This window comes from Streptomyces sp. NPDC091287 (assembly GCF_044768525.1).
Taxonomy (GTDB): Bacteria; Actinomycetota; Actinomycetes; order Streptomycetales; family Streptomycetaceae; genus Streptomyces.
Window position 1 is genome coordinate 373,655 of record NZ_JBIVUV010000003.1, and the last position, 26,039, is coordinate 399,693.

Here is a 26,039-nt window from a genome sequence, read left to right on the forward strand (position 1 = left end):
AGGCTTCCGGTACGCCGTCGGCCCCGGTCCTCTCCCTTGCGGAGGGGGCCGGGGCCGATGTGCTGTGCGCGGTACGCCGGTGGGTCACTCGGCGTCGGCGCCGGGCGGGGCCTGCTCGCCCTGCCCCGGGGCGACGCCCGTGCCGGTCGAAGGAGCGCCTGTTCCGGCGTCGCCGGAGGGCGTCGGGGTGGGCGGCGCCGGGTCGGGCGCGGTCCCGCCGCCGGTCCCCGAGGGCGTCGGCGTGGGAGTGGACCCGGTGCCCGGGTTCTCGCCGCCCGTGCCCGTACCGGAATCGGGGCTCTCGCTGGTGCCGTCGCCGGGGTCCGTGGCGGGGGCGGAGCCGGTGCCGTCGTCAGGGGTCGGCCGCTGCTCGTCCCCCTCCCCGTCCCGGCCGGTGTCGCCGGAGGGCGTGGGGTCGGCGGGTCCGGGGTCCCGGTCGTCGCCGCCGCCGCGCACGACGGAGCTGAGGGTGGTGCCCTGGCCGCCGCTGAGGTCGTTGCCCGAGATCATCTCGAACGCGGTGATCCCGGCCATGGAGACGGCGAAGACCGCGGCGGCCGCGAGCGCGGGGCGCTTCCAGCCGCGCAGCCGCGTTCCGTGGGTGACGCCCACGCCGAACGCGTCGTCGGGGACGACCTGGTGCGCTCCGGCCCGCGGAAGCATCTGCGTACGGTCGGCGGCCCTCGGGATCACGTGCGTACGGTCGGCTCCCGCTCCGGCTCCGGGGCCTCCGGTCGGCGGAACCCGGAGCATCCGGGTCCGCGCGTCGCCGAGGTCCAGCAACTGGGTCCGGTCCGCGTCGACGGGCTTCAGCGGCCGCGTGCTCTCCGCGTCCGGGATCACCTCCGGGACCGCGCCCGGGTCGACCGTGGGCAGCACCGTGGTGGCGTCCTCGGCCGGCTCCGGATCGGACCGCCGGGCGGCGCCTCGGTGCCCGGCGGGCGTCGTCTCCTTGGTGTGCACCGTCACCTGGCGGCCCTCCGGGTGGGTCACCTGGACCGTCACCTCGCGGATCTGCTCGCCGGTGCGGCGGAAGAAGTGCTGGAAGACCGAGCCGCCGCAGGTGGCGACGACGCTCATCACGCCCGCTCCCGCGATCGTGCCGTACACGCCCAACTGCGAGGCCAGCACGGCCGCCGCGACGGCTGCCACGGCACTCCCGGCGACCTGCGGGAGACTCAGATCTATGCGCCTTTCCTTGGGTTCTGTGTCACTTTCCGGCTTCTGAACCATTACCAGCCCCTGCTTGACATCTCTCCCACCATGCAACAGGAAGGGACAAATGAGCGAAGTGGATAGTTCCATTTCCGGAGATTGTGTGAAGCACAACACGCATCAGGGGCATTTCACGGAGAACTGGGTAACTCAACTCCCGCGCCCCACGAGAAGTTCGGCGGCGCGCCGGTCCACCTCGATGGCTCGAATGGAGTACTGTGACGAGCCCTGGGGCGGACTCCGACGTGGGAATCCGCAGCCACCGGAGGGTCCGACGGCACCACTCGAACCAACGGTGTGAAGGCATCACACGGATGCCTGCTGCACAGAGCGGCCAAATCGGTCGCTTTGGGTCGCAATGGGTAACCGTGTCATGGTGGTGCACCAGGACGAGCGCCCGACACGCCGGGCAACTTGGCAAGGTTGTGGCAGGCTGCACCCGGGCAGGTCACACTCGACTAGCGGAAGCAGCGACGCACGTGACGTCGGCAGGCACCACCCGGGAGGTCCCCATGCCCGAACTGCGTGTCGTGGCCGTCTCCAACGACGGCACACGACTGGTGCTCAAGGCTGCGGACAGCACGGAGTACACGCTTCCGATCGATGAGCGGCTGCGCGCCGCCGTGCGCAACGACCGCGCCCGGCTCGGCCAGATCGAGATCGAGGTGGAGAGCCACCTCCGGCCCCGCGACATCCAGGCCCGCATACGGGCCGGTGCCTCCGCGGAGGAGGTCGCCCAGTTCGCGGGCATCCCCGTCGACCGTGTACGCCGCTTCGAGGGCCCCGTGCTCGCGGAGCGCGCCTTCATGGCCGAGCGGGCCCGGAAGACTCCTGTGCGCCGTCCCGGCGAGAACACCGGCCCTCAACTCGGCGAGGCGGTGCAGGAGCGTCTCCTGCTGCGCGGCGCCGACAAGGAAACCGTCCAGTGGGACTCGTGGCGTCGCGACGACGGCACCTGGGAAGTCCTGCTCGTCTACCGGGTCGCGGGTGAGCCGCACTCGGCGAGCTGGACGTACGACCCGCCCCGGCGGCTGGTCCAGGCCGTCGACGACGAGGCGCGCTCGCTGATCGGCGAGACCGACGACGTCGCCGCGCCCGAGCCCAGCTTCCCCTTCGTGCCCCGGATCGCCAGGCTGCCGCGCGACCGGCCGCTGGACCGGAGCCTCGACCGGCAGATCGACCGCGACCGACCGCTGGACCGGGCCCTCGACCGGCAGATCGAGCGGCCCGCCCCGGCCGCCGCCGAACCCGAGGAGTACGTGAGCAGTGCCTCGGCCGGTGAACGCGACTCGCTGACCAGTCTGCTGGAGGCGGTGCCGAGCTTCCGGGGCGACATGGTCGTCCCCGAGCGGCCCGCCCAGCCCGAGCCGCCCGCGCTCGAACCGGCGGAGGAGACGGAGGCGGACGAGCCGCCGGCCGCCGCCGCCTCGGCCGGCGCGGGGTCCGCGTACGCGGATGTGCTGATGCCCCGGGCGGTGGCCGGTCACCGCGACCGGCTGACCGGGACGACGGACCGTCAGGCTGAGGCGGACGGAGTCCGGCCGGGCCGCCGGGCCGCCGTGCCGAGCTGGGACGAGATCGTCTTCGGCACCCGGCGCAAGAAGCAGGACTGACCGGGAATGACCACCGGTGGGAGCGGGGTCCGTACGCGGTCGCGTACGGACCCCGCTGCCTTACCGTTCGCCCGGCCCCGACCGCACCGTGCGGCCGGGGCCGCCGGACTATTGGGGCTCGGGCCCCGTGGCGACCGGCCGGGAGGGGTCCGAGGACCACTCGGACCAGGAGCCGGGGTAGAGGACGCCCGTGAAGCCCGCGATCTCCAGGGCCAGCACCTCGTGCGCGCCGGAGACCCCGGATCCGCAGTAGACGCCCACGCCTTCGGGGCTTCCCTCCGCCCCCAGGCCGGCGAACCGCGCGGCGAGCCGCTCGGCCGGCAGATAGCGCCCGTCCTCGTCGACATTCTGTGTGGTCGGTGCGGAGACGGCCCCGGGAATGTGGCCGCCGACGCGGTCGATCGGCTCCACATCGCCCCGGTAGCGCTCCGCCGCGCGCGCGTCCAGCAGCAGACCCGAGCGGGCGAAGGCCGCCGCACTTTCCGCTTCCAGTGTGGGCAGGGCACCCGGCTTCGGCCGGAAATCGCCCTCGGCGGGGCGCGGGACCGCGGTGGAGAGGTCGCCCGTCCAGGCGGCGAGGCCGCCGTCCAGGACCCGTACGTTCTCGTGCCCCGTCCAGCGCAGCAGCCACCAGGCTCGCGCCGCGGCCCAGCCCAGGCCACCGTCGTACACCACGACCGGGGTGTCCTGGCCGACTCCGGCCCGGCGCATCACGGCCCCGAAGGCCTCCGGGTCCGGGAGGGGGTGGCGGCCGCCGTCACCCGCCGGCCCCGCCAGTTCCGTATCGAGGTCGACGAAGACCGCGCCGGGCAGGTGACCGGCCTCGTAGTCGGGACGGCCGTGCGGACCGCCGAGCTGCCAGCGGACGTCCAGGAGCACCGGCGGTCGCGACCCGGCCGACTCGCTCGCGCATTCGGATGCGGTAATGATGGGCTTCATGGGTGCCATCCTCGCGCAGCACCACCGGCGCCCGTAACAGCATCGGAAGGGACGGCCGGCGGGAAACCGGCCGTCCTTCGTCGAGAACCCGGGCGACGCGGCGCGGCCGGTGCGTCTCCCGCGCCGGGGGGTGCAAGCATCTGCACGGGGCACGCGGACCGCTTCCCGACCCGGGACGGCGTACCTGTCCCGTCCCCCGCACGGCCACCCATACGGTCCGAGGAGAGAAGACGATGACCGAGGCCCACGCCCGGCGCACGCCCGGAACACCTTGCTGGGTGAGTCTGATCGTGCACGGCCTGACCACGACCCAGGAGTTCTACCGAGCCCTGTTCGACTGGGAGTTCCGGCCGGGTCCCGAACAGCTGGGCCCCTATGTCCGGGGGCTGTTGCACGGGAAGGAGGTAGCGGGCATCGGCCAGCTGCCGCCCGACCGCCACCTACCGATCGCCTGGACCACCTACCTCGCCACGGACGACGCCGACGCCACCGCGGAGACCATCCGCTCCTGCGGCGGGACGGTCGCGGTCGGACCGCTGGACGCGGGCGAGGCGGGGCGGCTCGCCATCGCATCGGACCCGAGTGGGGCGGTCTTCGGCATCTGGCAGGGCTCGGAGCACATCGGCACCATGACGGCCGGTGTGCCCGGCACCCCGGTCTGGAACGAGCTGGTGACCCGGGAGACCTCGATGGTCGCGAAGTTCTACCAGACGGTCTTCGGCTATGAGACGGAGGCGGTCGTCTCGGCCGACTTCGACTACCAGACCCTGCACCTGGACGACGTTCCGGTGGCGGCGCTGCACGGCGTCGGCCACGCGCTGCCGCGCGACCGGGGGCCGCACTGGATGACGTACTTCGAGGTCGCCGACACCGACCGGGCCGTGGCCCGGGTGGTGGAGCTGGGCGGGCGCGTCCTGCAGCCGCCGCGCGAGGGGTCGAGCGGCCGACTGGCCACGGTCGCGGACCCGGAGGGTGCCGTTTTCACGGTCATCCGGTCCGCCGCCGGGGGTGGATCGGCCGAAGGCCGGGCATAGCAGGCGCTCAGGCGTCGGAGGCAACCGGCAGGACGTCCGGGGAGAGGCTGCCCACGCGGGCCGCTGTCGCGGTCGTGCGGCGGCAGTGGTGACGGCGGCACAGCACCTCGTAACCGACCTCGCCCGCCTGCCGGTTGACATCGCCGACGACGACCTGGGCGCCCTCGACGACCATCTCGCCGTCCACGGTGCGGGCGTTGTGCGTGGCGCGGGCGCCGCACCAGCAGAGCGCCTCGACCTGGAGGGCCTCTATCCGGTCGGCCAGCTCGATCAGCCGCTGGGAGCCCGGGAACAGCTTGGTGCGGAAGTCCGTGGTGATACCGAAGGCGAAGACGTCGAGCCCCAGGTCGTCGACGACGCGGGCCAGTTGGTCGATCTGGTCCGGGGCGAGGAACTGCGCCTCGTCCACGATCACGTAGTCGACCCGGCCGCCCCGGCTGACCCGCCCGACGATGTGCGCGTACAGGTCCATGCCCTCCTCGGCCTCGACGGCGTCCGTCACCAGGCCGAGCCGGGAGGAGAGCTTGCCCTCCCCCGCGCGGTCGTCCCGGGTGAAGATCACGCCCTGGAGCCCGCGTGCCGAACGGTTGTGACCGATCTGCAGGGCCAGCGTGCTCTTTCCGCAGTCCATGGTTCCGGAGAAGAACACGAGCTCGGGCATGAGGGGTCGAGCACCTTTCGGAGGGGGGTGGGCACGGCGGGAAGGGTTACGAGCGTACTTCGAGGAGGGGGACGAGCTGTTCCACGGGGGTCAGGGAGCCGTGCACGCCGGCCATCGCCGACTCGTGCGGCTCGTTGACGGAGGCCGTGATGATCACGTCGTCGTGGGCGGCGGCGACCACGTCGCCGATCCGGCCGTACACCCGCTCGTCGATCGTCGGCCCGAACCAGCCGGCCGCGATGGCCTCGTCCCGGCTCGCGACCCAGAACTGCTCGCCGAGCACCTCGCGCCAGACGGTCAGGACGTCGGCCTGGGCGCCCGGCACCGCGTAGACGTGGCGGGCGCGTCCCTCGCCGCCCAGGAGGGCGACGCCGGCGCGCAGCTCCCAGTCCTCGTCGAAGTCGATCCGGGACTGCTCGTCGAACGGGATGTCGATCATGCCGTGGTCGGCGGTGATGTAGAGCGCCGAGCGCGGCGGGAGCTGCTCGGCGAGGCGTCGGGCGAGCCCGTCGACGTACATCAGCTGGCCGCGCCAGGCGTCCGAGTCGGTGCCGAAGCGGTGGCCCTTGCCGTCGACCTCGCTGTAGTACGTGTAGACGAGCGAGCGGTCGCCGGCGGCCAGGCGCTGGGCGGCGACGTCCATCCGGTCCTCGCCGGAGAGCCGGCCGAGGAAGGAACCGCCGCTGAGCGCGACCTTGGTGAGGGGGGTCTGCTCGAACGTCGGCGCGGAGACCTGCGCGGTGTGCACGCCCGCGGCGTCGGCGCGTTGGAAGACCGTGGGGTACGGCTGCCAGACCTTCGGCGCGGTCCACGGCTTCCAGCGGAGCTGGTTCATCAGCTCGCCGGTCTCCGGGTTGCGCGCGGTGTAGCCGGGAAGGCCGTGCTCGCCGGGCGGCAGCCCCGTGCCGACCGAGGCGAGCGACGTGGCGGTGGTGGAGGGGAAGCCCGCGGTGAGCGGGCGGCCGGTGCCGCCGCGCGAGGTGGGGAGGAGGGAGTGCAGGAAGGGCGCCTCGTCCGGGTGGGCCTTGATCTGCTCCCAGCCGAGGCCGTCGATCAGGAAGACGCAGTTGCGGTCGGCCGGGGTCAGCTCGGGGATCGCGGCCGTGAAGCCCGGCACTTCCTGTCCGGCGACGAGCGTCGGCAGCAGATCGGCGAGCGAGCCACTGCCGTACTCGGGCACGGGTGCGGAGTCGAGGGGCAGCAGGACGGGGTCCTGCCAGGCGGGCTGGGCCATCAGCGGCCGGTCGCCGCGGTGGCGGCCGTGGCCTCGGAGAGCGACTGGGCGAAGGCGAGGGTCTGGCGCACGGCGTCGGGGCCGTCGCCGGCCTCGCTGACCCGCAGGCTCAGGTCGTCGGCGGTGGAGCTGCCGGTGTAGCCGTGGTCGGCCTCGCAGTTGGCGTCGCCGCAGGCGGCGGGCTCCAGGTCGATCCGGGAGACCGCGCCCCAGCCGATGGTCAGGACGACCTCGCGGGGCAGGGTGCCCGGGACGTACTTCTCCGGGTTGGCCACGACGCGGCTGACCACGACGGAGGAGATCCGCCCCAGCTTCACCGACTCGGTGGAGGTGGTGGCGTACGGCGTCGGGGAGCTGGTGTCGGCGGCCTGCTCATCGGTGTGGCTGACGATGAACCGGTGCTCGGTCAGGACGAGGACCGTCACATGGCGGCGCACCTCGTTGGAGTCGAACGTGGTCTCCTGGTGCACCAGGTACGAAGCGACCGGTTCCCCGCCGACGGCGGCCTCCACCGCCTCGGCCACGAGGGCCGGGTAGTAGCCGCTGCGCTCGATCGCCGCGCGCAGCCCCTGGGTCGTCGTACCGGTCTTTGCCATGGGCACCATCCTACGGCGGACCGGTGGCTGCCGGGGACGCCCCGGTGGCCGGTGGGTCTCAGTAGTTCGGAAGGCGGCGGGGGCCGAGGTCGCTCCGGGCGGGCGGCGGGGCGAGCCGGACGCTCGCGCCGAGCACCGTCAGTCCGTGCGGGGCGACGACGACCGGTTCGAGGGCGACGGAGACCACCTCGGGATGGTCGTCGACCAGCCGGGACAGCCGCAGCAGCAGCTCTTCGAGCGCGGCCGTGTCGACCGGGGCCGAACCGCGCCAGCCGAACAGCACCGGGGCCGCCCTGATGGACCGGATCAGCTCGGCGGCGTCGCGGTCGGTGGCGGGGACCAGCCGGTGCGCGGTGTCGCCGAGCAGTTCGGAGGGCGCGCCCGCGAGGCCGAAGGAGAGGACTGCCCCGGCGGCGGCGTCGATGGAGGCGCGGACGACGGTGTCCACGCCGCGCGGGGCCATCGCCTGGACGACGGGGAGCAGTTCGGCGGGCTCGCCGAGAAGGTCGGTGAGTTCGCCGTACGCGCGGCGCAGCGCCTCCTCGTCGGCGACGTCGAGGCGGACCCCGCCGAGGTCGGCGCGGTGGCGCAGGTGGGGCGCGGTGGTCTTGAGGGCGACCGGGTAGCCGAGCCGGGCCGCCGCGGCGACGGCCGCCTCGGGGTCCGGGGCGGGCAGGGTGGGGCGGACGGCGATGCCGTAGCGGCCGAGCAGTTCGCGGGCCTCGTCGTGGGTGAGGGGGCGGCCGCGCGGGTCGGGGGCGGTGGCGAGCTGTGCCTCGATGAGGGCGGCGGCCCCGGGCTCGTCGATGGTGTCGTCGAGGAACTCGGGGATCTTGCCGGGCACGGCCGCCTGGCGCCGCCACTGGGCGTACTTCACGGCCTCGGCGAGGGCCCGCACGGCGCGTTCGGCGGCGGGGTAGGCGGGGATGCGGCCGGGGCCGTGGTCCGTGGCGGTTTCCGGGGTGGGGGTCGCTTCCGGGGCGGTGCTTGCTTGTGGGGCGGCGGGCGCGCCCGTGCGCGGGGCCGGGGCGGTCGAGGAGGTGGTGGCCGCCCGGGTCCGGTCGGCGGGCGTCACCGTGCGGGGGCGTGGCGCGGCGGTGCTGGACGCGGCGGCCAGCGCCTCGGCGAGGCCGCCGATCTCGACGTGGACGACGGCCACCGGCTTGGCCGCGCCCCCGGCCACGGCCTTGTGGAGGGCGGTGGCCAGCACTTGGCCGTCACCGGTCTCGGCCTCCCCGTTCTCCCCCACCCACGGGATGGCGGTGACGATCACGGCGTCGCAGGTCCCGTCCGCCAGCGCGTCGGCCAGCGCGTCCCGGAAGTCCTGCGGGGAGGCGGCGGTGGTGAGGTCGATCGGCGGGCGTGGGCGCAGTCCCTCGGCCAGGCAGGCGTCGTACGTCAACAGGCCGAGGGACTCGGAGTTGCCGAGGATGGCGACCCGGGGCCCGGCCGGGAGCGGCTGGCCCGCCAGCAGGAGTCCGGCGTCGACCATCTCGGTCACCGTGTCGACCCGGATGACGCCGGCCTGGCGCATCAGCGCGGAGACCGTGGCGTCGGGGATGCGGCTGACCGGGACGGCGTGGCCGGGCGGGGTGGAGCCGCTGTGCCGGGCCCCCTTTACCACGACGACGGGCTTCACGGCGGCGGTGCGGCGGGCGAGGCGGGTGAACTTGCGGGGGTTGCCGAGCGATTCCAGGTAGAGCAGGGCGACGTCGGTGTCCTGGTCCTCGAAGGAGTACTGGAGGAAGTCGTTGCCGGAGACGTCGGCCCGGTTGCCGGCCGAGATGAAGGAGGACAGGCCCGCGCCGCGCCGGTGGAGGCCGGACAGCAGGGCGATGCCGATCGCGCCGGACTGGGTGAACAGGCCGATCCGGCCCCGGGCGGGCGACTCGGGGGCGAGCGAGGCGTTCAGCCGGACGGACTCGGCGGTGTTGATGATGCCGAAGGCGTTCGGGCCGATGATCCGCATGCCGTACGAGCGGGCCTGGCGGACCAGCTCGCGCTGGAGTTCGCGGCCCTCGGCGCCCCGCTCGGCGTATCCGGCGGAGAGGACGACCAGTCCCTGGACTCCCTGCTCCCCGCAGTCGGCGACGGCTTCGGGGACCCGGTGGGCGGGGACGGCGATGACCGCGAGGTCGACCTGCTCGTCGATCTCGCCGACCGAGCGGTGGGCGGGGACGTCGTCGAGGGTGGTCATGCCCTCGTCGAAGGCGCGGTTCACCGCGTACGTGCGACCGGTGTAGCCGGAGGCGAGGAGGTTGCGCAGGACGGTGCGGCCCACGCCGCCGGGGGTGCGGCCGGTGCCGATGACCGCGACGGAGCCGGGGGCGAGCAGACGCTGCACCGAGCGGGCCTCGGCGCGCTGTTCGCGGCCGCGCTGGACGGCGAGGGACTTCTCGGTGGGTTCGAGGTCGAGGGTGAGGTGGACGGAGCCGTCCTCGAAGCTGCGGCGCTGGGTGTAGCCGCCGTCCCGGAACACCTTGATCATCTTGTTGTTGGCGGGGAGCACCTCGGCGGCGAAGCGGCGGATACCGCGCTCCCGGGCGACGGCGGCGATGTGTTCGAGCAGCGCCGAGGCGACGCCGCGGCCCTGGTGGGCGTCCTGGACGAGGAAGGCGACCTCGGCCTCGTCGGCGGGGGCGGAGGCGGGGCGGCCCTGGTCGTTGATGCGGTCGTAGCGGACCGTTCCGATGAACTCGCCGCCGATCGTGACGGCCAGTCCCACCCGGTCGACGTAGTCGTGATGGGTGAAGCGGTGCACGTCCCGGTCGGATAGGCGCGGATACGGGGCGAAGAACCGGTAGTACTTCGACTCGTCGGACACCTGCTCGTAGAAGCTGACCAGTCGCTCGGCGTCGTCCGTGGTGATCGGCCTGATGCGCGCGGTGCCACCGTCGCGGAGCACCACGTCCGCTTCCCAGTGGTCGGGGTACGCGTGATGCGGACTCTGCTCCGGCGTGGGCTCCATGGGCAAAGCCTACGGCGGGGACCCCGGTCGCGGAGAGATCGGTGTCCGGGCAGTCTGAGGAGGCCCGGACCGGGGCAGCCGGAGCACAGCACCGGACAGGAGGCCGGGCACAGCACCACGCACTGCATGAGAGACTGGTCTAGACAACCGTTGATATGTGAAGGGCAGAACCATGGCTGAGCGCCGCGTAAACGTCGGTTGGGCCGAGGGCCTGCACGCCCGCCCCGCTTCCATCTTCGTCCGTGCCGCCACGGCTTCCGGCGTCCCCGTGACGATCGCCAAGTCCGACGGCAACCCGGTGAACGCCGCCTCCATGCTCGCCGTGCTCGGTCTGGGCGCGCAGGGTGGCGAGGAGATCGTGCTCGCGTCCGACGCGGACGACGCCGAGGCCGCTCTGGACCGGCTCGCGAAGCTGGTCGCCGAGGGCCTGGAAGAACTCCCCGAGACCGTCTGACCCGACGCGAACCGGCCCGGCCGGATTCGACAGGTGCGAGAGCCGTGACCCCTTCGAGGGATCACGGCTCTTTCGCTTTCGGGAAAGAGCCGTGCATCGACAATTCGGGCAGCACAAACAATGCCCCGCAATTACTTCTCTTTGTATACGGCTCTTCCGTTAATTGCGGACGCCCGCGATGTTTACGTCGTGTTGCGAAGTGCTCACACGGGGAACGGGCGCGGTGCGCCGCCCCGGCGGTTGCGGGCGGCGCAGCCGGTGGGCCCCGGTGGCGCGTTCCGCGTACTGGGCGGTCAGCGCCCTCGCCCGCTCCGCGTCGCCGCGCGCCACGGCGTCCACGATCGCGCCGCGCTCGGCCCAGGAGTCGACCGGGCGGGCCGGCTGCTCGACCGCGTACATCCAGGCGATCTTGTGGCGGAGCTGGGTGAGCAGGGCGATGAGGCCGGGGCTGCCGGAGGCCTGGGCGAGGGTCTCGTGAAACCAGCCGGCCAGCGAGCGCAGATCCTCGCCCTCGCCCCGGCGGGCCCGCTCCTGGCCCAGTCTGACCAGGCCCCGGAGCACCTTCAGGTGGGCTTCCGTGCGGCGCTGGGCCGCGCGGGCCGCGCCCAGTGGCTCCAGAAGCATCCGCACCTCCAGGAGATCGGCCGCCTCCTGCGCGGTGGGCTCGGCGACACAGGCGCCCGCATGTCTGCGGGTGACCACGAAGCCCTCGGACTCCAGCGTGCGCAGGGCCTCGCGGACCGGGACGCGGGAGACCCCGTAGCGGCGGGCCAGCAACTCCTCGGTGAGGCGGCTGCCCCGCTCGTAGACACCGGAGACGATGTCGTCACGGATTGCCGTGCATACCGAATGCGCGGGAATGCGCATGTCCGAACCTCCGCCTTGATCCCCGCGAAACGCGGCCGCCCGACGTCTGTTCCGTGACTCTATTGCAATCTGCCGGAATTTCCGATGGCAGGCCACAATCCATGGATATCTTCGGGCCGGAATTGCCGAAGGCCCCGGCGGGTGCCGGGGCCTTCGGACGGGGTCGCGCGGGACGAATCAGACGTTCAGTCCGTGGGAGCGCAGGTAGCCGACGGGGTCCATGTCGCTGCCGTAGTCGGGGCTGGTCCGGGCCTCGAAGTGCAGGTGCGGGCCGGTGGAGTTGCCGGTGGAGCCGGAGAGGCCGATCTGCTGGCCGGAGGAGACGCTCTGGCCGACGGAGACGCCGATCGAGGAGAGGTGTCCGTACTGGGTGTACGTGCCGTCCGTCATCCGGAGCACGATGTTGTTGCCGTAGGCGCCGCCCCAGCCGGCCTCGACGACCGTGCCGGCGCCGACGGCGACGACGGAGCTGCCGGAGGCGGCCTGGAAGTCCACGCCGGAGTGGCTGCCGGAGGACCAGAGCGAACCACCGGTGTTGTAGCCGGTGGTGACGTGGGAGCCGGCGACCGGGAGGTGGAAGGCGTTCAGGCGGGCGCGCTCGGCGGCGCGTGCGGCGCGGGCCTTCTCCTCACGGACCTCCTTGGCACGGGCCTCGGCCTTGCGCTCGGCCTCCGCCTTCGCCTTGGCCTTGGCTGCCTTCTCGCGGGCCTCCGCGGCGGCCTTGGCCTTCGCCTTCGCGATCGCGTCGGCCTGCTGCTTCTGGGCGTGGGCCTGCGCGTCTATCTGCTCGGCGAGAGTGGCGTCGAGGGCGACGGCCTGGGTGAGGCCGGTGTCGGCGACCTGGGCGGCCTCGGTGTCCGCGGCCAGGGCCGGGGAGGCCAGCGAGCCGAGGACTCCGGTGGTGGCCAGAGCCGCGATGCCGGCGGCCTGGGCGCTCCGGCGCGTGAGGCGGCTCGGGGCACGGTGCTTCCCGGTGGCACGGGTGAACGCCATGGAGGGGCTGATCCTTTCCTTCCTTCTCGCCTACCGGGTTAGCTGACGGGTTCGGAGCAGGAAGGTCTCCTACGGATCCCCGCACCGGTTTCGCGGCACGGACCTCCGATTCACCCCAGGGACTGCGTGGGTCCCCGGCTCCCCAGGCTCGCGCCTGACGGGGACTCGGCGATGACTGCCCGGCGCCGCGGCTGCGGCATACGGGTGGCGGACAGCCGAGCCGACGCTAGGCGGGGCGACTTCCCATCGCCAAACGGACAAGGGGATTTGTCGCACATCCCACAGGGCAGACAGGCAACCTCTCCCCCAAAAGGGGATGGAATGGATTAATCGACCCAAAAGGGAGGACCCCGACGAATATGCGTTCGTCGGGGTCCTGTTCGCGGCGGTGTGCCACACGTGCGTCAGCCGGTGACGACCGACACCTCTCCGATGCCGAGGGCCTTCACGGGCTCCTCGATCCGCGCGGCGTCCCCCACGAGGACCGTGACCAGCCGGTCGACCGGGAAGGCGCTGACCACGGCGGCGGTCGCCTCCACGGTGCCCGTCTCGGCGAGCCGGGCGTAGAGGTGGGCCTGGTAGTCGTCGGGGAGGTGCTGCTCGACCTGGTCGGCCAGCGTGCTCGCGACGGAGGCGGCGGTCTCGAACTTCAGCGGGGCGACGCCCACCAGGTTCTGTACGGCCGTCTCGCGCTCGGCGTCGGTCAGCCCCTCGGCGGCCAGCGTCCGCAGGACCTTCCAGAGGTCGTCCAGCGCCGGTCCCGTGGACTCCGTGTCCACCGAGCCGCTGATCGCGAGCATGGCCGCGCCGCCCGAATCGGGGCCGCTGGAGCGCAGCACCTGGGCGAAGGCCCGCACCCCGTAGGTGTAGCCCTTCTCCTCACGCAGCACCCGGTCCAGCCGGGAGGTGAGGGTGCCGCCCAGGCAGTACGTGCCGAGCACCTGGGCGGGCCACACGCGCTCGTGCCGGTCGGCGCCGATGCGGCCGATCAGCAGCTGGGTCTGGACCGCGCCGGGCCGGTCCACGATCACGACGCGGCCGGTGTCGTTCGCGGTGATGGGCGGCACCGGGCGGGCCTGACCGGCGTTGCCCGACCAGTCGCCGAGGGTCTCCGCCAGCAGCGCGTCCAGGTCGATACCGGTCAGGTCTCCGACGATCACGGCCGTCGCGGTGGACGGCCGGACGTGGGCGTCGAAGAAGGCGCGCACGGCGGTCTCGTCGATCCGCCGGACCGTCTCCTCGGTGCCCAGGCGCGGGCGGGACATCCGGGCGGTGGCCGGGAACAGCTCCTTGGAGAGCTGCTTGGCGGCGCGCCGGGACGGGTTGGCATGCTCGTGCGGGATCTCGTCGAGGCGGTTGCCGACGAGGCGCTCGATCTCGCTCCCGTCGAACGCCGGGGCCCGCAGCGCCTCGGCGACCAGCCCGAGGGCCTTGGCCAGCCGGGAGACCGGGACCTCCAGGGAGACCCGGACGCCGGGGTGGTCGGCGTGCGCGTCGAGCGTGGCACCGCAGCGCTCCAGCTCGGCGGCGAACTCCTCGGCGCTGTGCTTGTCGGTGCCCTCCGAGAGCGCCCGCGACATGATCGTGGCCACGCCGTCCAGGCCCTCGGGCTCGGCCTCCAGCGGCGCGTCCAGGAAGATCTCCACCGCGACGACCTGCTGGCCGGGGCGGTGGCAGCGCAGCACGGTCAGCCCGTTGGGCAGGGCGCCGCGCTCGGGCGCCGGGAAGGCCCAGGGGCGGGCCGTGCCGGGCGTGGGCTGCGGGTGGTACTCCATGGCTACTCCAGTCACGGCGGCGTCGCTCACTTGTCCGCCCCCTCGTGCGCGTCGGTGCCCTCGGTGCCTGCCGTGCCCTCGTCGGACTCGTCGGCCTCGTCGGCCGGCTCGATGGGCTCGTACACCAGCACCGCCCGGTTGTCGGGGCGCAGGGTCGCCTCGGCCGCCGCGCGCACCTCCTCCGCGGTGACGTCCAGGACGCGGCCCACGGCGCTCAGGGCGAGCTGCGGGTCACCGAACAGGACCGCGTAGCGGCACAGTTCGTCGGCGCGGCCGGCGACCGTGCCGAGCCGGTCGAGCCACTCGCGCTCCAACTGCGCCTGGGCCCGCTCCATTTCCTCGGGAGTGGGCCCCTCGGCGGCGAACCGGGCCAGCTCCTCGTCGACCGCGGCCTCGATCGTCTCCACCTCGACGCCGCCGGACGTCTTCACGTCCAGCCAGCCGAGCGAGGGCGCTCCGGCGAGCCGCAGCAGTCCGAAACCGGCCGCCACCGCCGTCCGGTCGCGGCGGACCAGGCGGTTGTGCAGCCGGGAGGACTCGCCGCCGCCCAGCACGGTGAGCGCCAGGTCGGCGGCGTCACAGGCGCGGGTGCCGTCGTGGGGCAGCCGGTAGGCGGCCATCAGCGCGCGCGCCGGGACCTCCTCGTGGACCACTTCGCGCAGCTGCTCGCCGATGATCCCGGGCAGCGTCCCGTCGCGCGGCGGCTGCTTGCCGTCGTGGGAGGGGATGGAGCCGAAGTACTTCTCGATCCAGGCGAGTGTCTGCTCGGGATCGATGTCGCCGACCACCGAGATCACCGCGTTGTTGGGCGCGTAGTACGTACGGAAGAACGCGCGGGCGTCCTCCAGCGTGGCCGCGTCCAGGTCGGCCATGGAGCCGATCGGGGTGTGGTGGTACGGGTGGCCCTCGGGGTAGGAGAGGGCGGTCAGCTTCTCGAACGCGGTGCCGTAGGGCACGTTGTCATAACGCTGGCGGCGTTCGTTCTTGACGACGTCGCGCTGGTTCTCCATGGACTCCTCGTCGAGCGCGGCGAGGAGGGAGCCCATCCGGTCGGCTTCCAGCCAGAGCGCCAGCTCCACCTGGTGGGTGGGCATGGTCTCGAAGTAATTGGTCCGCTCGAAGCTGGTCGTCCCGTTGAGCGAGCCGCCGGCCCCCTGGACGAGCTCGAAGTGACCGTTCCCCTTGACCTGGCCCGAGCCCTGGAACATCAGGTGCTCGAAAAGGTGAGCCAGACCGGTGCGTCCCTTGACCTCGTGGCGCGAGCCGACGTCGTACCAGAGGCAGACCGCGGCGACCGGGGTCAGATGGTCCTCGGAGAGCACCACACGCAGGCCGTTGGCCAGGCGGTGCTCGGTCGCTGTCAAGCCGCCGGAGCCGGCCTGTGCGGTGGCCGTGTGACCCATGGGCATGTACGTCCCTTCGATCGCGATACTGGACTTCCTGCCAGACCTGCCACTCTAAGCAAGCGCACCGGCACCTGGCGAAGTTCCCGTTCCGTGGATGTTTCCGTCGATGGTGTCGCGGACGCCCTCTCGGCCCGCTTCGGACGGGTCGAGGTCGGCGTTGTCAGTCCGGCGGTCCACAATGGACCGCGTCAGTAGCTCGTGTTGTACCGAACAAGCTCAGGTTGTCCGAACAGAATCTGTGAAGGAGTCGCAGCCGCGATGGCCCGCCGTAGCACGAAGACCCCGCCGCCGCCGGACGACTTCGAGGAGAAGATCCTCGACATCGACGTCGTCGACGAAATGCAGGGCTCCTTCCTCGAGTACGCGTACTCGGTGATCTACTCCAGGGCCCTGCCCGACGCCCGCGACGGCATGAAGCCGGTGCACCGCCGCATCGTGTCCCAGATGAACGAGATGGGGCTGCGCCCCGACCGCGGCTATGTGAAGTGCGCCCGCGTCGTCGGTGAGGTGATGGGCAAGCTGCACCCGCACGGCGACGCCTCGATCTACGACGCCTTGGTGCGCATGGCGCAGCCGTTCTCGATGCGCCTCCCCCTGGTGGACGGCCATGGCAACTTCGGTTCCCTGGGCAACGACGACCCGCCGGCCGCCATGCGGTACACCGAGTGCCGGATGGCCGACGCCACCTCGCTGATGACCGAGGCGATCGACGAGGACACCGTCGATTTCCAGTCGAACTACGACGGCCAGGAGCGCGAGCCGGTCGTCCTCCCCGCCGCCTATCCCAACCTCCTGGTCAACGGGGTCTCCGGGATCGCCGTGGGCATGGCCACCAACATGCCTCCGCACAACCTGGGCGAGGTCATCGCAGCCGCCCGGCACCTGATCAAGCACCCGGGCGCCGACATCGAGACGCTGATGCGTTTCGTCCCGGGACCCGACCTGCCCACCGGCGGCCGCATCGTCGGGCTGGGCGGCATCAAGGACGCGTACACGGCGGGTCGCGGCACGTTCAAGATCCGTGCCACCGTCGCCGTGGAGAACGTGACGGCCCGCCGCAAGGGCCTCGTCGTCACCGAACTGCCCTTCACCGTCGGCCCGGAGAAGGTGATCGCCAAGATCAAGGACCTGGTCTCGGCGAAGAAGCTCCAGGGCATCGCCGACGTCAAGGACCTCACCGACCGGGCGCACGGACTGCGTCTGGTCATCGAGGTGAAGAACGGCTTCGTGCCGGAAGCGGTGCTGGAGCAGCTCTACAAGCTGACGCCGATGGAGGAGTCCTTCGGCATCAACAACGTGGCGCTGGTCGACGGCCAGCCGCTCACCCTGGGCCTCAAGGAGCTGCTGGAGGTCTATCTGGACCACCGCTTCGAGGTGGTGCGCCGGCGCAGCGAGTTCCGCCGCACCAAGCGCCGCGACCGGCTGCACCTGGTCGAGGGCCTGATCGTCGCCCTGCTCGACATCGACGAGGTCATCCGGATCATCCGGGACAGCGACAACTCCTCGCAGGCGAAGGAGCGCCTGATGGCGCACTTCTCGCTGAGCGAGATCCAGACGCAGTACATCCTGGACACCCCGCTGCGCCGGCTCACCCGTTTCGACCGGATCGAGCTGGAGAGCGAGCGGGACAGGCTCACCGGCGAGATCGACGCGCTGACCGCGATCCTGGAGTCGGACGCGGAGCTGCGCAAGCTGGTCTCCTCGGAGCTGGCCGCCGTGGCGAAGAAGTTCGGCACGGACCGGCGCACGGTGCTGCTGGAGTCGGCCGGTGCGCAGATCGCGTCCGTGCCGCTGGAGGTGGCGGACGACCCGTGCCGGGTGCTGCTCTCCTCGACGGGCCTGCTGGCCCGCACGGCGAACGCGGAGCCGGTCGAGATCTCCGAGGACGCCCGGCGTACCAAGCACGACGTGATCGTGTCGGCGGTGGCGGCGACGGCGCGCGGCGACGTCGGGGCGGTGACCTCCACGGGCCGGATGCTGCGGCTCTCGGTGATCGACCTGCCGCAGTTGCCGGACACGCACGCGGAGCCGAATCTGTCGGGCGGGGCGCAGACCTCCGAGTTCCTCAGCCTGGAGGCGGACGAGGAGCTGATCTGCCTGACCACCCTGGACGAGTCCTCGCCGGGCCTCGCGATCGGCACCCTTCAGGGCGTGGTGAAACGCGTCGTGCCGGACTACCCGCCCAACAAGGACGAGTTGGAGGTCATCGCCCTCAAGGACGGTGACCGCGTCGTGGGCGCGACCGAACTGCGCACGGGCGAGGAGGACCTGGTGTTCATCACCTCCGACGCCCAGTTGCTCCGGTACCCGGCGGCGTCGGTACGTCCGCAGGGGCGCGCCGCCGGAGGGATGGCGGGCGTCAAGCTGGCGGCCGGGGCCGAGGTGTTGTCGTTCACGGCGGTGGACCCGGCGGCCGGGGCGATCGTGTTCACGGTGGCCGGCTCGCACGGCACGCTGGACGACTCGGTGCTGACGTCCAAGCTCACCCCGTTCGACCAGTATCCGCGCAAGGGCCGGGCGACCGGCGGGGTGCGCTGCCAGCGGTTCCTGAAGGGCGAGGACGTCCTGGTGTTCGCGTGGGCGGGCCCCACCCCGGCACGGGCCGCGCAGAAGAACGGCACCCCGGCGAAGCTGCCGGAGCCGGACCCGAGGCGGGACGGCTCGGGCACGCCGCTGCTGGAGACGGTGGACGTGATCGCGGGACCGCCGCTGTAGGCACCCTTTTCGTACGGCGGGGAGCGGCCGGGGGGTGTTACGCCTCCACGGCCGCTTCCTGTACGTCCACAGGGTCCGCTTGCTGTACGTCCACGGGGTCCGCCCGTTGTGCGTCCACGGGGTCCGCCTCTTGCTGTACGTACCGGAGCACGCCCCACATGCCGCGTTCGGTGACCGAGCTGTCGGTGGCCTCCGCGAGGCCCCCGGGGGCGGGCTCGTCCGCGCGGCAGGCGGCGAGTCCGGCCAGCAGCGCTTCGGCGTCGATGCCCGCGCCGATCATGACGAGCTGGGTCAGCCGCTGTTCACCCCGCGCCCACGGGCGGGGGACGAAGCGCAGGAAGCGGCCCACCGCGTGCAGCGCGTACGTGTTGTCCCGGTCCCCCGCGCCGAAGTCCGCGAACCCCTTGATCCGGTAGAGCCCGTCGGGCCGGGAGTCGAGGAACTCCATGAAGCGGCGTGGGTCCATGGGGGTGTCCGAGGTGAAGTCGACGCTCTCGTACGCGGCGTGGAGGTGGTCGTCGTGCCCCTCGTGCCCGTCGGTCGCCTCCTCCCGCAGCAGGTCCTCGAAGGTGAGCTGGCGGACCGTGTCCTCGTGGTCCGGTCGCAGGGCCGGGTCGAAGAGGAGCTCGGGGTCGATCCGGCCGTGCACGGCGGAGATCACGGCGGCGGGGCCGCTCAGCTCCGCGACCGTCGCTCGCAGCCGCTCCCGCTCGGCCTCCCCCACCCGGTCGGTCTTGTTCAGGACGACGAGGTCGGCGACGGCGAGATGGCGGTCGAGCTCCGGATGCCGTTGACGGGTGCTGTCGAACTCCGCCGCGTCGACGACCTCGACGAGACCCCCGTACAGAATGTGCGGGTTGTCGCTGGCCAGCAGCATACGGACGAGCTCCTGGGGTTCGGCAAGACCGCTCGCCTCGATGACGATCACGTCCAGCCGGGCGGACGGCCGGGTCAGCGTCTCCAGGAAGGTGTCGAGTTCGCTCGCGTCGACGGCGCAGCACAGACAGCCGTTGCCCAGCGAGACGGTCGAGCCGACCTGCCCCGAGACGGTCATGGCGTCGATCTCGATGGCCCCGAAGTCGTTGACGATCACGCCGATCCGGGTGCCCGCGCGATTGCGGAGCAGATGGTTCAGGAGCGTGGTCTTGCCGGAGCCGAGGAAGCCCGCCAGGACGACGACCGGGATCTGCGGGGTGCGGGGCGGGGTCAACGGGGGCCTTCCTGGGGACGTCGTCAGGGTGCCGGGACCGGCTGCGGCGGGGGTGCGCCGACGTAGCGGGCCGCCGGGCGGATGATCTTCGAGTCCTCCGCCTGCTCCAGGATATTGGCGCTCCAGCCGATCACCCGTGCCGCACAGAAAGTGGGGGTGAACATCGCGCGCGGCAGCCCGCACAGCTCCATGACCACCCCGGCGTAGAACTCCACGTTGGTGTGCAGTTCCCGGCCGGGCTTGAGCTCGGCGAGGATGGCCTCGACCTGGCGTTCCACCTCCACGGCGAAGTCGACGAGCGGTCCGCCGAAGCCCTGCGCGAGGGATTTGAGCATCCGGGAGCGCGGGTCCTCGGTGCGGTAGACGGGGTGCCCGAAGCCCATGATGCGGCGGCCCGAGAGGACCTGTTCGCGGATCCAGCCGTCGATGCGGTCCGGGGTGCCGATCGCGTCCAGGGTGTCCAGGGCCCGGCTGGGGGCTCCGCCGTGCAGCGGACCGGAGAGCGCGCCGACCGCCGCGACCAGGCAGGCGGCCAGGTCGGCTCCGGTGGAGGCAACGACCCGGGCGGTGAAGGTGGAGGCGTTGAAGCCGTGGTCGACGGTGGAGATGAGGTACTGCTCGACGGCCCTGGCGTGCTCGGGCTCCGGCTCCGATCCGGTCAGCATGTACAGGTAGTTCGCGGCGTGCGGCAGGTCCTCGCGGGGCTCGACCGGCTGGAGCCCCTGGCCCAGGCGGTGGAGGGCGGTGAGGATCGTGGGGACGGCCGCGCAGACGGTGAGCGCGTCCTGCCGACGCTGCTCGGTCCCGATGTCGTACACGGGGCGGAATCCGGCCGAGGCGCCGAGCAGGGACAGCGCGGTGCGCAGTCCGGCGAGGGGACCGGAGACGGCGCCGGCGCGGGCGATGGCGGGCAGCGCGTCGCGTACCTCGGCGGGCAGGGTGCGCAGCGCGGCCGTGCGGGCGGCGAAGTCGGCGGCGGCCGCCCGGTCGGGCAGTTCGCCGTGGACCATCAGGTACCAGACGTCCTCGAAGCCACGGGTCCGCGCGAGCTCGATCGCCGAGTACTGGCGGTAGTGGTAGAAGCCCTCGCGGCCGCGCACGTCGCCGAGGGCGGTGTCGGTGACGACGACGCCGGCGAGACCGCGGGGGACGGCAGGGGTGGTGGTCATGGCTGTTCTCTTTTCGACGCATGGAACATTGATTCGACTGTCCATGCTTGACTTGAGGTCTGTCAATATTGATTGAATCAATGCATGGGGTGGAATCCTTGGACTCCTTGATGGATTCAGGATGGATACGGTGGTCGGCATGACGGATCAATCAGCGCCCGAAGAGCAGGGGCCGCCCCGGCTCACCACCCGGGAGGCCGCCGAACTGCTGGGTGTGAAGCCGGAGACGGTCTACGCGTACGTCAGTCGGGGCCAGCTCAGCAGCGCGCGGGCCGCCGGGGGGCGGGGCAGCACGTTCGACGCCGACGAGGTCCGGGCGCTGGCCCGGCGCTCGGGGCGCAGGGACGCCTCCCCGGCCGGGAGCGACCTGGCCTTCCGCACCGGCATCACGCTCATCGAGGGCGACCGCTGCTTCTTCCGCGGGGTCGACGCGACGGAGTTGGCCGGGCACTACAGCTACGAGGAGGTCGCCGAGTGGCTGTGGACGGGTGAGCTGAGCCCGGGCGTCCGGTTCACCGCGACCGCCGGGACCCTCGCGGCGGCTCGCCGGACGGTCGGCGCCCTGCCCGCGCACAGCGGGTCGACGGACCGGCTGCGGGTGGCGGTGACCGCCGCGGCTGCCACGGATCCGCTGCGGTTCGACCTGTCGCCCGAGGCGGTGCTCAGCAGCGCCCGGAGTCTGATCCCGACGCTGGTGGGCGCCCTGCCGACGCTCGGCGACCCGGCGGACGAAGAGGGTTCCCTGGCGCGGGGGCTGTGGTCACGGCTCACCGCGGAGCCGGCCGACGCCCCGTCCCTCGCCGTGCTGGACGCGGCCCTGACCCTCCTGATCGACCACGATCTGGCCGCCTCCACCCTGGCCGCCCGGGTCGCCGCCTCCGCGCGGGCCCACCCGTACGCCGTGGTCTCGGCGGGCCTCGGCGTGCTGGAGGGGCCGCTGCACGGCGCGGCGAGCGGGCTGGCGCACCGGATGCTCCGGGAGGCGGTGGACCGGGGCAGCGCGGTCCCCGTGGTCGCCGATCACCTGCGGACCGGGCGGCGGGTGCCGGGCCTGGGCCACCGGCTGTACCGGGGCGAGGACCCGCGGGCGACGGCGCTGTTCGCGCTGCTGGAGGACGTGCCGCAGGCCGCCGGGGCGCTGGCGGCGGCCCGCGAGGTGGTCGGCACGACGGCGCGGCATGCTCCGCTGCACGCCAACATCGACCTGGCCCTGGCCGTCCTGTCCGTCTCCCGGGGCATGCCGGCGGACGCGGGCGAGACGGTGTTCGCGGTGTCCCGCACCGCGGGCTGGATCGCCCACGCGCTGGAGGAGTACGCAGAGCGCCCGCTCCGCATCCGCCCCAGCGGGCAGTACACGGGCCCCAGGCCGCCACAGCCGCTACCCGGTCCCTAGGGCCTGTCTGACAATTCCCGTCGTCGCCCGCAGGGCGGCCGCGCGGCGTCAGGTGCGCGCTCTCGGCGTGCCGGCCCCAGGCCCTCGTACTGGACGTACTTGGGTCTGGGGTCGGTGCGGCGAGAGTGCGTGCATGGCGTCGTGAGGCAGGCGGGAATTGTCAGACAGGCCCTAGGTCCGGACCAGAGGCACGATCAGCGCAAATTAGCTACGGATCACAGGGAATTCTCGCGCGGCGGCTGTGCGGTGGATCCGCGCACCACCAGCTCCGGCTCGAAGAGCAGCTCGTCCGAGGGGACGGTCCGCCCGCCGATCTGTACCGAGAGCAGCTCCACGGCCGCGCGCCCCATGGCCTCGATGGGCTGGCGAACGGTGGTCAGGGGCGGCTCGGTGCAGTTCATGAAGGCCGAGTCGTCGTAGCCGACGACCGACACGTCGGCAGGCACCGAGAGACCGCGGCGGCGGGCGGCGCGCACGGCGCCCAGCGCGAGCGGGTCGCTCGCGCAGATGATGCCGGTGACGCCCCGGTCCAGCAGCCGCATCGCGGCGGCCTGCCCGCCCTCCAGCGAGAACATCGCGCGGGCCACCCACTCGTCGGGCACGGTCGTGCCCGCTTCCTCGGCGAGCAGCCGGGCAGCGGCCAGCTTGCGCTGCGAGGGCACGTGGTCGGACGGGCCGAGGACGAATCCGATGCGCTCGTGACCGAGCGAGACGAGGTGCCGCCAGGCCTGCTCGACGGCGACGGAGTCGTCGCAGGAGACGCCCGGGAAGCCGAGGTGGGCGATGGCCGCGTTGATCAGCACGACGGGGATCTTGCGATCGGCGAGCACCTTGTAGTGGTCGTGCGGGGCGTCGGCCTGGTGGTAGAGGCCGCCCGCGAAGACCACGCCGGAGACCTGCTGCTGGAGGAGCAGCTCGACGTAGTCGGCCTCGGAGACGCCGCCCTTGGTCTGGGTGCAGAGCACCGGGGTCAGCCCCTGCTGAGCGAGCGCGCCGCCGACCACTTCGGCGAACGCCGGAAAGATCGGGTTCTGCAGCTCGGGCAGGACAAGACCGACCAGCCGGGCCCGTTCGCCGCGCAGCTGGGTCGGGCGCTCGTACCCGAGGACGTCCAGCGCGGAGAGGACGGCCTGCCTGGTGGCGTCGGAAACGCCCGGCTTGCCGTTCAGCACCCGGCTGACCGTCGCCTCGCTGACTCCCACTTTCTGGGCCACCTGAGCAAGTCGTCGCGTCATGTGCGCAAGATTAGCGCAAGAAGTGCAAGTAGATTGCGTTGCTGGCGAACTCCTCGGAAACGCTCCAGGAACGCTCACAGACGCAGCGCCGCGAAGCAAGAGGCGCGTACGGCGGAGGCCCGGACCAACGAGCCGAAACACGGCCGGATTTCCGCACCGGCGTCCCGCCGCTTACCGTCTCTACGATGAACGCCCCACCGACCCCCGGCAGGGGGCCGCGCCGGTTCGGCTGGCCCCAGCGGGTCTTCTCCCAGGTCCTGCTGATGCAGCTGGCCATCATCACCGGCGTGACCATCCTGGTCACCGGCCTGTTCCTGGCCCCCCTCAGCGATCAGCTGGACGACCAGGCGATGCGCCGAGCCCTCGCCATCGCCCAGAGCACCGCCGCCCAGCCGGGGATCGTGAAGGACCTGACCAGCACGGACCCGTCGGAGCGGGGCCCCGTCCAGTCGGCCGCCGAGCGGATCAGACGGGCGACCGGAGCGGAGTACGTCGTCGTCATGAACCAGCGCGGGGTGCGCTGGTCGCACCCCGACACCCACCGGATCGGCGCGATCGTCTCCACCGACCCCGGCGAGGCACTGCGCGGCCGCGAGGTGATGGAGATCGACAGCGGGACCCTCGGCCGCTCGGCACGGGGGAAGGTGCCGTTGTTCGACCCGTCCGGCAACGTGATCGGCGCGGTGTCGGTGGGCATCTCCTACGACAGCGTCCGCGCCCGGCTCCTCGGGGCGATCCCGGGGCTGCTCGCGTACGCGGGCGGAGCCCTGGCCGTCGGGGCACTCGCCGCGTACCTGATCTCCCGCCGACTGCAACGGCAGACCCATGACCTGGCGTTCTCCGATATCTCCGCGCTGCTGACGGAACGTGAGGCCATGCTGCACGGCATCCGCGAAGGAGTCGTCGCCCTGGACGGGGCCGGCCGCGTCCGGCTGCTGAACGACGAGGCGCAACGGCTGCTGGGCGTGGGCCCGGAGGCGGCGGGCCGGACGCTGGAGGAGGTGCTGGGCGACGGCAGGACCGCGGACGTCCTGGCCGGGCGTGTGGTCGGCGACGATCTGCTGGCGGTCCGGGGCAGCCGGGTGCTGCTGGCCAACCGGATGCCCACGGACGACGGCGGGGCCGTGGTGACCCTGCGCGACCGGACCGAGCTGGAGAACCTGGGTCGCGAGCTCGACTCCACCACGGGGCTGATCGACGCCCTGCGCGCCCAGGACCACGAGCACGCCAACCGGCTGCACACCCTGCTCGGGCTGCTGGAGCTGGAGATGCACGAGGACGCGATGGAGTTCGTCACGGAGGTGGTGGGCGTACACCGGGCGACGGCCGAGCAGGTGACCGAGAAGGTCCAGGACCCGCTGCTGGCCGCCCTCCTGGTGGGCAAGGCGACGGTGGCCGCCGAGCGCGGCGTAGCACTGCGGCTGGCCCCCGGCACCCTGCTGCCGGACCGGGTGGTCGATCCCCGGGGCCTGGTCACCGTCATGGGCAACCTCGTCGACAACGCCACGGACGCGGCGGCCGGATCGGAGGGGGCGCGGATCGAGGTCGGGCTGTGCACGGAGGGACGTACGGTGATCCTGGAGGTACGCGACAGCGGCCCCGGCGTCCCCCCGGAGCAGCACGCGTCGATCTTCACGGAGGGCTGGTCCACCAAGGAGGTCCCGGCACACGGCAAGCGCGGCCTGGGGCTCGCCCTCGTTCGGAGGCTCGCGGAGCGTCAGGGGGGCAGTGTGACGGTGTCCGGGGCGGAAGGAGGCGGTGCGGTGTTCACGGTCGTGCTGCCGGAGGCGCTGGCGGAGCCCGGGCCCCGGGCGTCGCCGGAGTCCGCCGCTTCCCCCGACGGTCCGCCGCCCCCCGCCTGTCCGGCCAGCACGGGAGGACAGCCGTGATCCAGGTCCTGATCGTGGACGACGACGTCCGGGTGGCGCAGATCAACGCGGCGTACGTCGCCAAGGTCCCCGGCTTCCGGGTGGTCGCCCAGGCCCACTCGGCGGCCGCGGCGCTGGAGGCGGTCGAGAAGGTCCCGGTGGACCTGATCCTGCTGGACCACTACCTGCCGGACCGCTCCGGCCTCGCCGTCGTACGGGAACTGCGCCGCCTGGGCCGTCAGGTCGACGTGATCATGGTGACGGCCGCCCGGGACGTCGCGACCGTGCAGGACGCGATGCGGCACGGCGCGCTCCAGTACCTGGTGAAGCCGTTCACGTACGCGGGCCTGCGCTCGAAGCTGGAGGCGTACGCGGCGCTGCGGCAGGCGCTCGACGGGGGCGGGGAGGCCGAGCAGGCACAGGTGGACCGGCTCTTCGGCGCGCTGTGGGCAGCGGACGAGCCGACCCTCCCCAAGGGCCACTCCCCCACCACCGCCGAGCTCGTCCGAGGTGCCCTGCGCGGAGCCGACGGCCCGCTCTCCGCCCAGGAGATCGCGGACAGCGCGGGGATGAGCCGCCAGACGGCCCAGCGCTATCTGAAGCTGCTGGAACGCACCGGCAAGGTCCGGCTGACGCTGCGCTACGGGGAGACGGGCCGCCCGGAACACCGGTACGCCTGGGCCGCCGACTGAGC

General features: G+C 72.5%; 20 protein-coding genes and 1 riboswitch. Of the genes, 7 read left to right on the forward strand and 13 right to left on the reverse strand.

What is annotated here, in order from left to right; translation table 11 throughout:
- Positions 1-84 precede the first annotated feature (84 nt).
- Entirely contained in the window at positions 85-1,152 is a 1,068-nt protein-coding gene (locus ACIQRW_RS06325) for a hypothetical protein (RefSeq protein WP_403755155.1), read from the reverse strand.
- A 575-nt stretch (positions 1,153-1,727) separates the two neighbouring features.
- Here ACIQRW_RS06325 and sepH point away from each other — a divergent pair.
- Positions 1,728-2,828: a septation protein SepH gene (sepH, locus tag ACIQRW_RS06330; RefSeq protein WP_403755158.1), complete on the forward strand. Its 1,101-nt coding sequence runs from the start codon at positions 1,728-1,730 to the stop codon at positions 2,826-2,828.
- 108 nt (positions 2,829-2,936) lie between these two features.
- Here sepH and ACIQRW_RS06335 read toward each other — a convergent pair whose 3' ends face one another.
- Complete coding sequence (locus ACIQRW_RS06335; RefSeq protein WP_403755161.1) at positions 2,937-3,767, reverse strand: sulfurtransferase; 831 nt, start codon at positions 3,765-3,767, stop codon at positions 2,937-2,939.
- Positions 3,768-4,000: 233 nt separating this feature from the next.
- Between ACIQRW_RS06335 and ACIQRW_RS06340 the strand changes: the two genes are divergently transcribed.
- Positions 4,001-4,801 (forward strand): VOC family protein, encoded by an 801-nt coding sequence (locus ACIQRW_RS06340; protein ID WP_403755164.1) that lies wholly within the window; start codon positions 4,001-4,003, stop codon positions 4,799-4,801.
- A gap of 7 nt (positions 4,802-4,808) precedes the next feature.
- Here the strand turns inward: ACIQRW_RS06340 and ACIQRW_RS06345 are convergent, their stop codons facing one another.
- Genes ACIQRW_RS06345 through ACIQRW_RS06360 form a run of 4 tightly spaced genes read right to left on the reverse strand, consistent with a single transcriptional unit; the run spans position 4,809 to position 10,260 of the window.
- A complete protein-coding gene (locus ACIQRW_RS06345) occupies positions 4,809-5,462 on the reverse strand; it encodes a thymidine kinase (RefSeq protein WP_403755167.1) in 654 nt (217 codons plus the stop codon).
- 46 nt (positions 5,463-5,508) lie between these two features.
- Positions 5,509-6,696, reverse strand: a complete 1,188-nt coding sequence (locus ACIQRW_RS06350; protein WP_403755170.1) for an alkaline phosphatase family protein — start codon at positions 6,694-6,696, stop codon at positions 5,509-5,511.
- The gene (locus tag ACIQRW_RS06355) at positions 6,696-7,292 is read right to left on the reverse strand and encodes a DUF5998 family protein (protein WP_361334759.1); all 597 of its coding nucleotides are present in this window, start codon (positions 7,290-7,292) and stop codon (positions 6,696-6,698) included. Before ACIQRW_RS06355 ends, ACIQRW_RS06350 begins: the two co-directional genes overlap by 1 nt.
- Positions 7,293-7,350: 58 nt before the next feature.
- Positions 7,351-10,260, reverse strand: coding sequence for a GNAT family N-acetyltransferase (locus tag ACIQRW_RS06360; RefSeq protein WP_403755173.1), 2,910 nt, complete (start codon positions 10,258-10,260; stop codon positions 7,351-7,353).
- A gap of 172 nt (positions 10,261-10,432) precedes the next feature.
- Between ACIQRW_RS06360 and ACIQRW_RS06365 the strand changes: the two genes are divergently transcribed.
- Entirely contained in the window at positions 10,433-10,714 is a 282-nt protein-coding gene (locus ACIQRW_RS06365) for an HPr family phosphocarrier protein (RefSeq protein WP_018957072.1), read from the forward strand.
- A 159-nt stretch (positions 10,715-10,873) separates the two neighbouring features.
- Here the strand turns inward: ACIQRW_RS06365 and ACIQRW_RS06370 are convergent, their stop codons facing one another.
- From ACIQRW_RS06370 to ACIQRW_RS06385, 4 genes are all read right to left on the reverse strand, one after another.
- Positions 10,874-11,581 (reverse strand): GntR family transcriptional regulator, encoded by a 708-nt coding sequence (locus ACIQRW_RS06370; RefSeq protein ID WP_403755176.1) that lies wholly within the window; start codon positions 11,579-11,581, stop codon positions 10,874-10,876.
- Between the two features lie 177 nt (positions 11,582-11,758).
- Positions 11,759-12,574, reverse strand: a complete 816-nt coding sequence (locus ACIQRW_RS06375) for a M23 family metallopeptidase (RefSeq protein WP_403755179.1) — start codon at positions 12,572-12,574, stop codon at positions 11,759-11,761.
- Between the two features lie 13 nt (positions 12,575-12,587).
- Positions 12,588-12,755: riboswitch (cyclic di-AMP (ydaO/yuaA leader) on the reverse strand.
- A gap of 223 nt (positions 12,756-12,978) precedes the next feature.
- Positions 12,979-14,349, reverse strand: coding sequence for a M16 family metallopeptidase (locus tag ACIQRW_RS06380; RefSeq protein WP_403755182.1), 1,371 nt, complete (start codon positions 14,347-14,349; stop codon positions 12,979-12,981).
- A gap of 26 nt (positions 14,350-14,375) precedes the next feature.
- Positions 14,376-15,758 carry a M16 family metallopeptidase gene (locus ACIQRW_RS06385; protein WP_403755185.1) on the reverse strand — a complete coding sequence of 461 codons (1,383 nt, stop codon included), beginning with the start codon at positions 15,756-15,758 and terminating at the stop codon, positions 14,376-14,378.
- A 255-nt stretch (positions 15,759-16,013) separates the two neighbouring features.
- On the opposite strand from ACIQRW_RS06385, the gene ACIQRW_RS06390 reads away from it, so the two are divergent.
- Positions 16,014-18,470 carry a DNA topoisomerase (ATP-hydrolyzing) subunit A gene (locus ACIQRW_RS06390; RefSeq protein ID WP_403755188.1) on the forward strand — a complete coding sequence of 819 codons (2,457 nt, stop codon included), beginning with the start codon at positions 16,014-16,016 and terminating at the stop codon, positions 18,468-18,470.
- 37 nt (positions 18,471-18,507) lie between these two features.
- Here ACIQRW_RS06390 and ACIQRW_RS06395 read toward each other — a convergent pair whose 3' ends face one another.
- Entirely contained in the window at positions 18,508-19,680 is a 1,173-nt protein-coding gene (locus ACIQRW_RS06395) for a CobW family GTP-binding protein (RefSeq protein WP_403755191.1), read from the reverse strand.
- Between the two features lie 23 nt (positions 19,681-19,703).
- A complete protein-coding gene (locus ACIQRW_RS06400) occupies positions 19,704-20,849 on the reverse strand; it encodes a citrate synthase/methylcitrate synthase (RefSeq protein WP_215104630.1) in 1,146 nt (381 codons plus the stop codon).
- 139 nt (positions 20,850-20,988) lie between these two features.
- On the opposite strand from ACIQRW_RS06400, the gene ACIQRW_RS06405 reads away from it, so the two are divergent.
- Entirely contained in the window at positions 20,989-22,242 is a 1,254-nt protein-coding gene (locus ACIQRW_RS06405; protein WP_403755194.1) for a citrate synthase, read from the forward strand.
- A gap of 215 nt (positions 22,243-22,457) precedes the next feature.
- On the opposite strand, the gene ACIQRW_RS06410 is transcribed toward ACIQRW_RS06405, so the two are convergent.
- The gene (locus ACIQRW_RS06410) at positions 22,458-23,477 is read right to left on the reverse strand and encodes a LacI family DNA-binding transcriptional regulator (protein ID WP_403755197.1); all 1,020 of its coding nucleotides are present in this window, start codon (positions 23,475-23,477) and stop codon (positions 22,458-22,460) included.
- Between the two features lie 185 nt (positions 23,478-23,662).
- Between ACIQRW_RS06410 and ACIQRW_RS06415 the strand changes: the two genes are divergently transcribed.
- Positions 23,663-25,366 (forward strand): ATP-binding protein, encoded by a 1,704-nt coding sequence (locus tag ACIQRW_RS06415; protein ID WP_403755200.1) that lies wholly within the window; start codon positions 23,663-23,665, stop codon positions 25,364-25,366.
- A complete protein-coding gene (locus ACIQRW_RS06420; RefSeq protein WP_403755203.1) occupies positions 25,363-26,037 on the forward strand; it encodes a response regulator in 675 nt (224 codons plus the stop codon). The genes ACIQRW_RS06415 and ACIQRW_RS06420 overlap by 4 nt, the downstream gene beginning before the upstream one ends.
- The last annotated feature ends 2 nt before the right edge of the window (positions 26,038-26,039 follow it).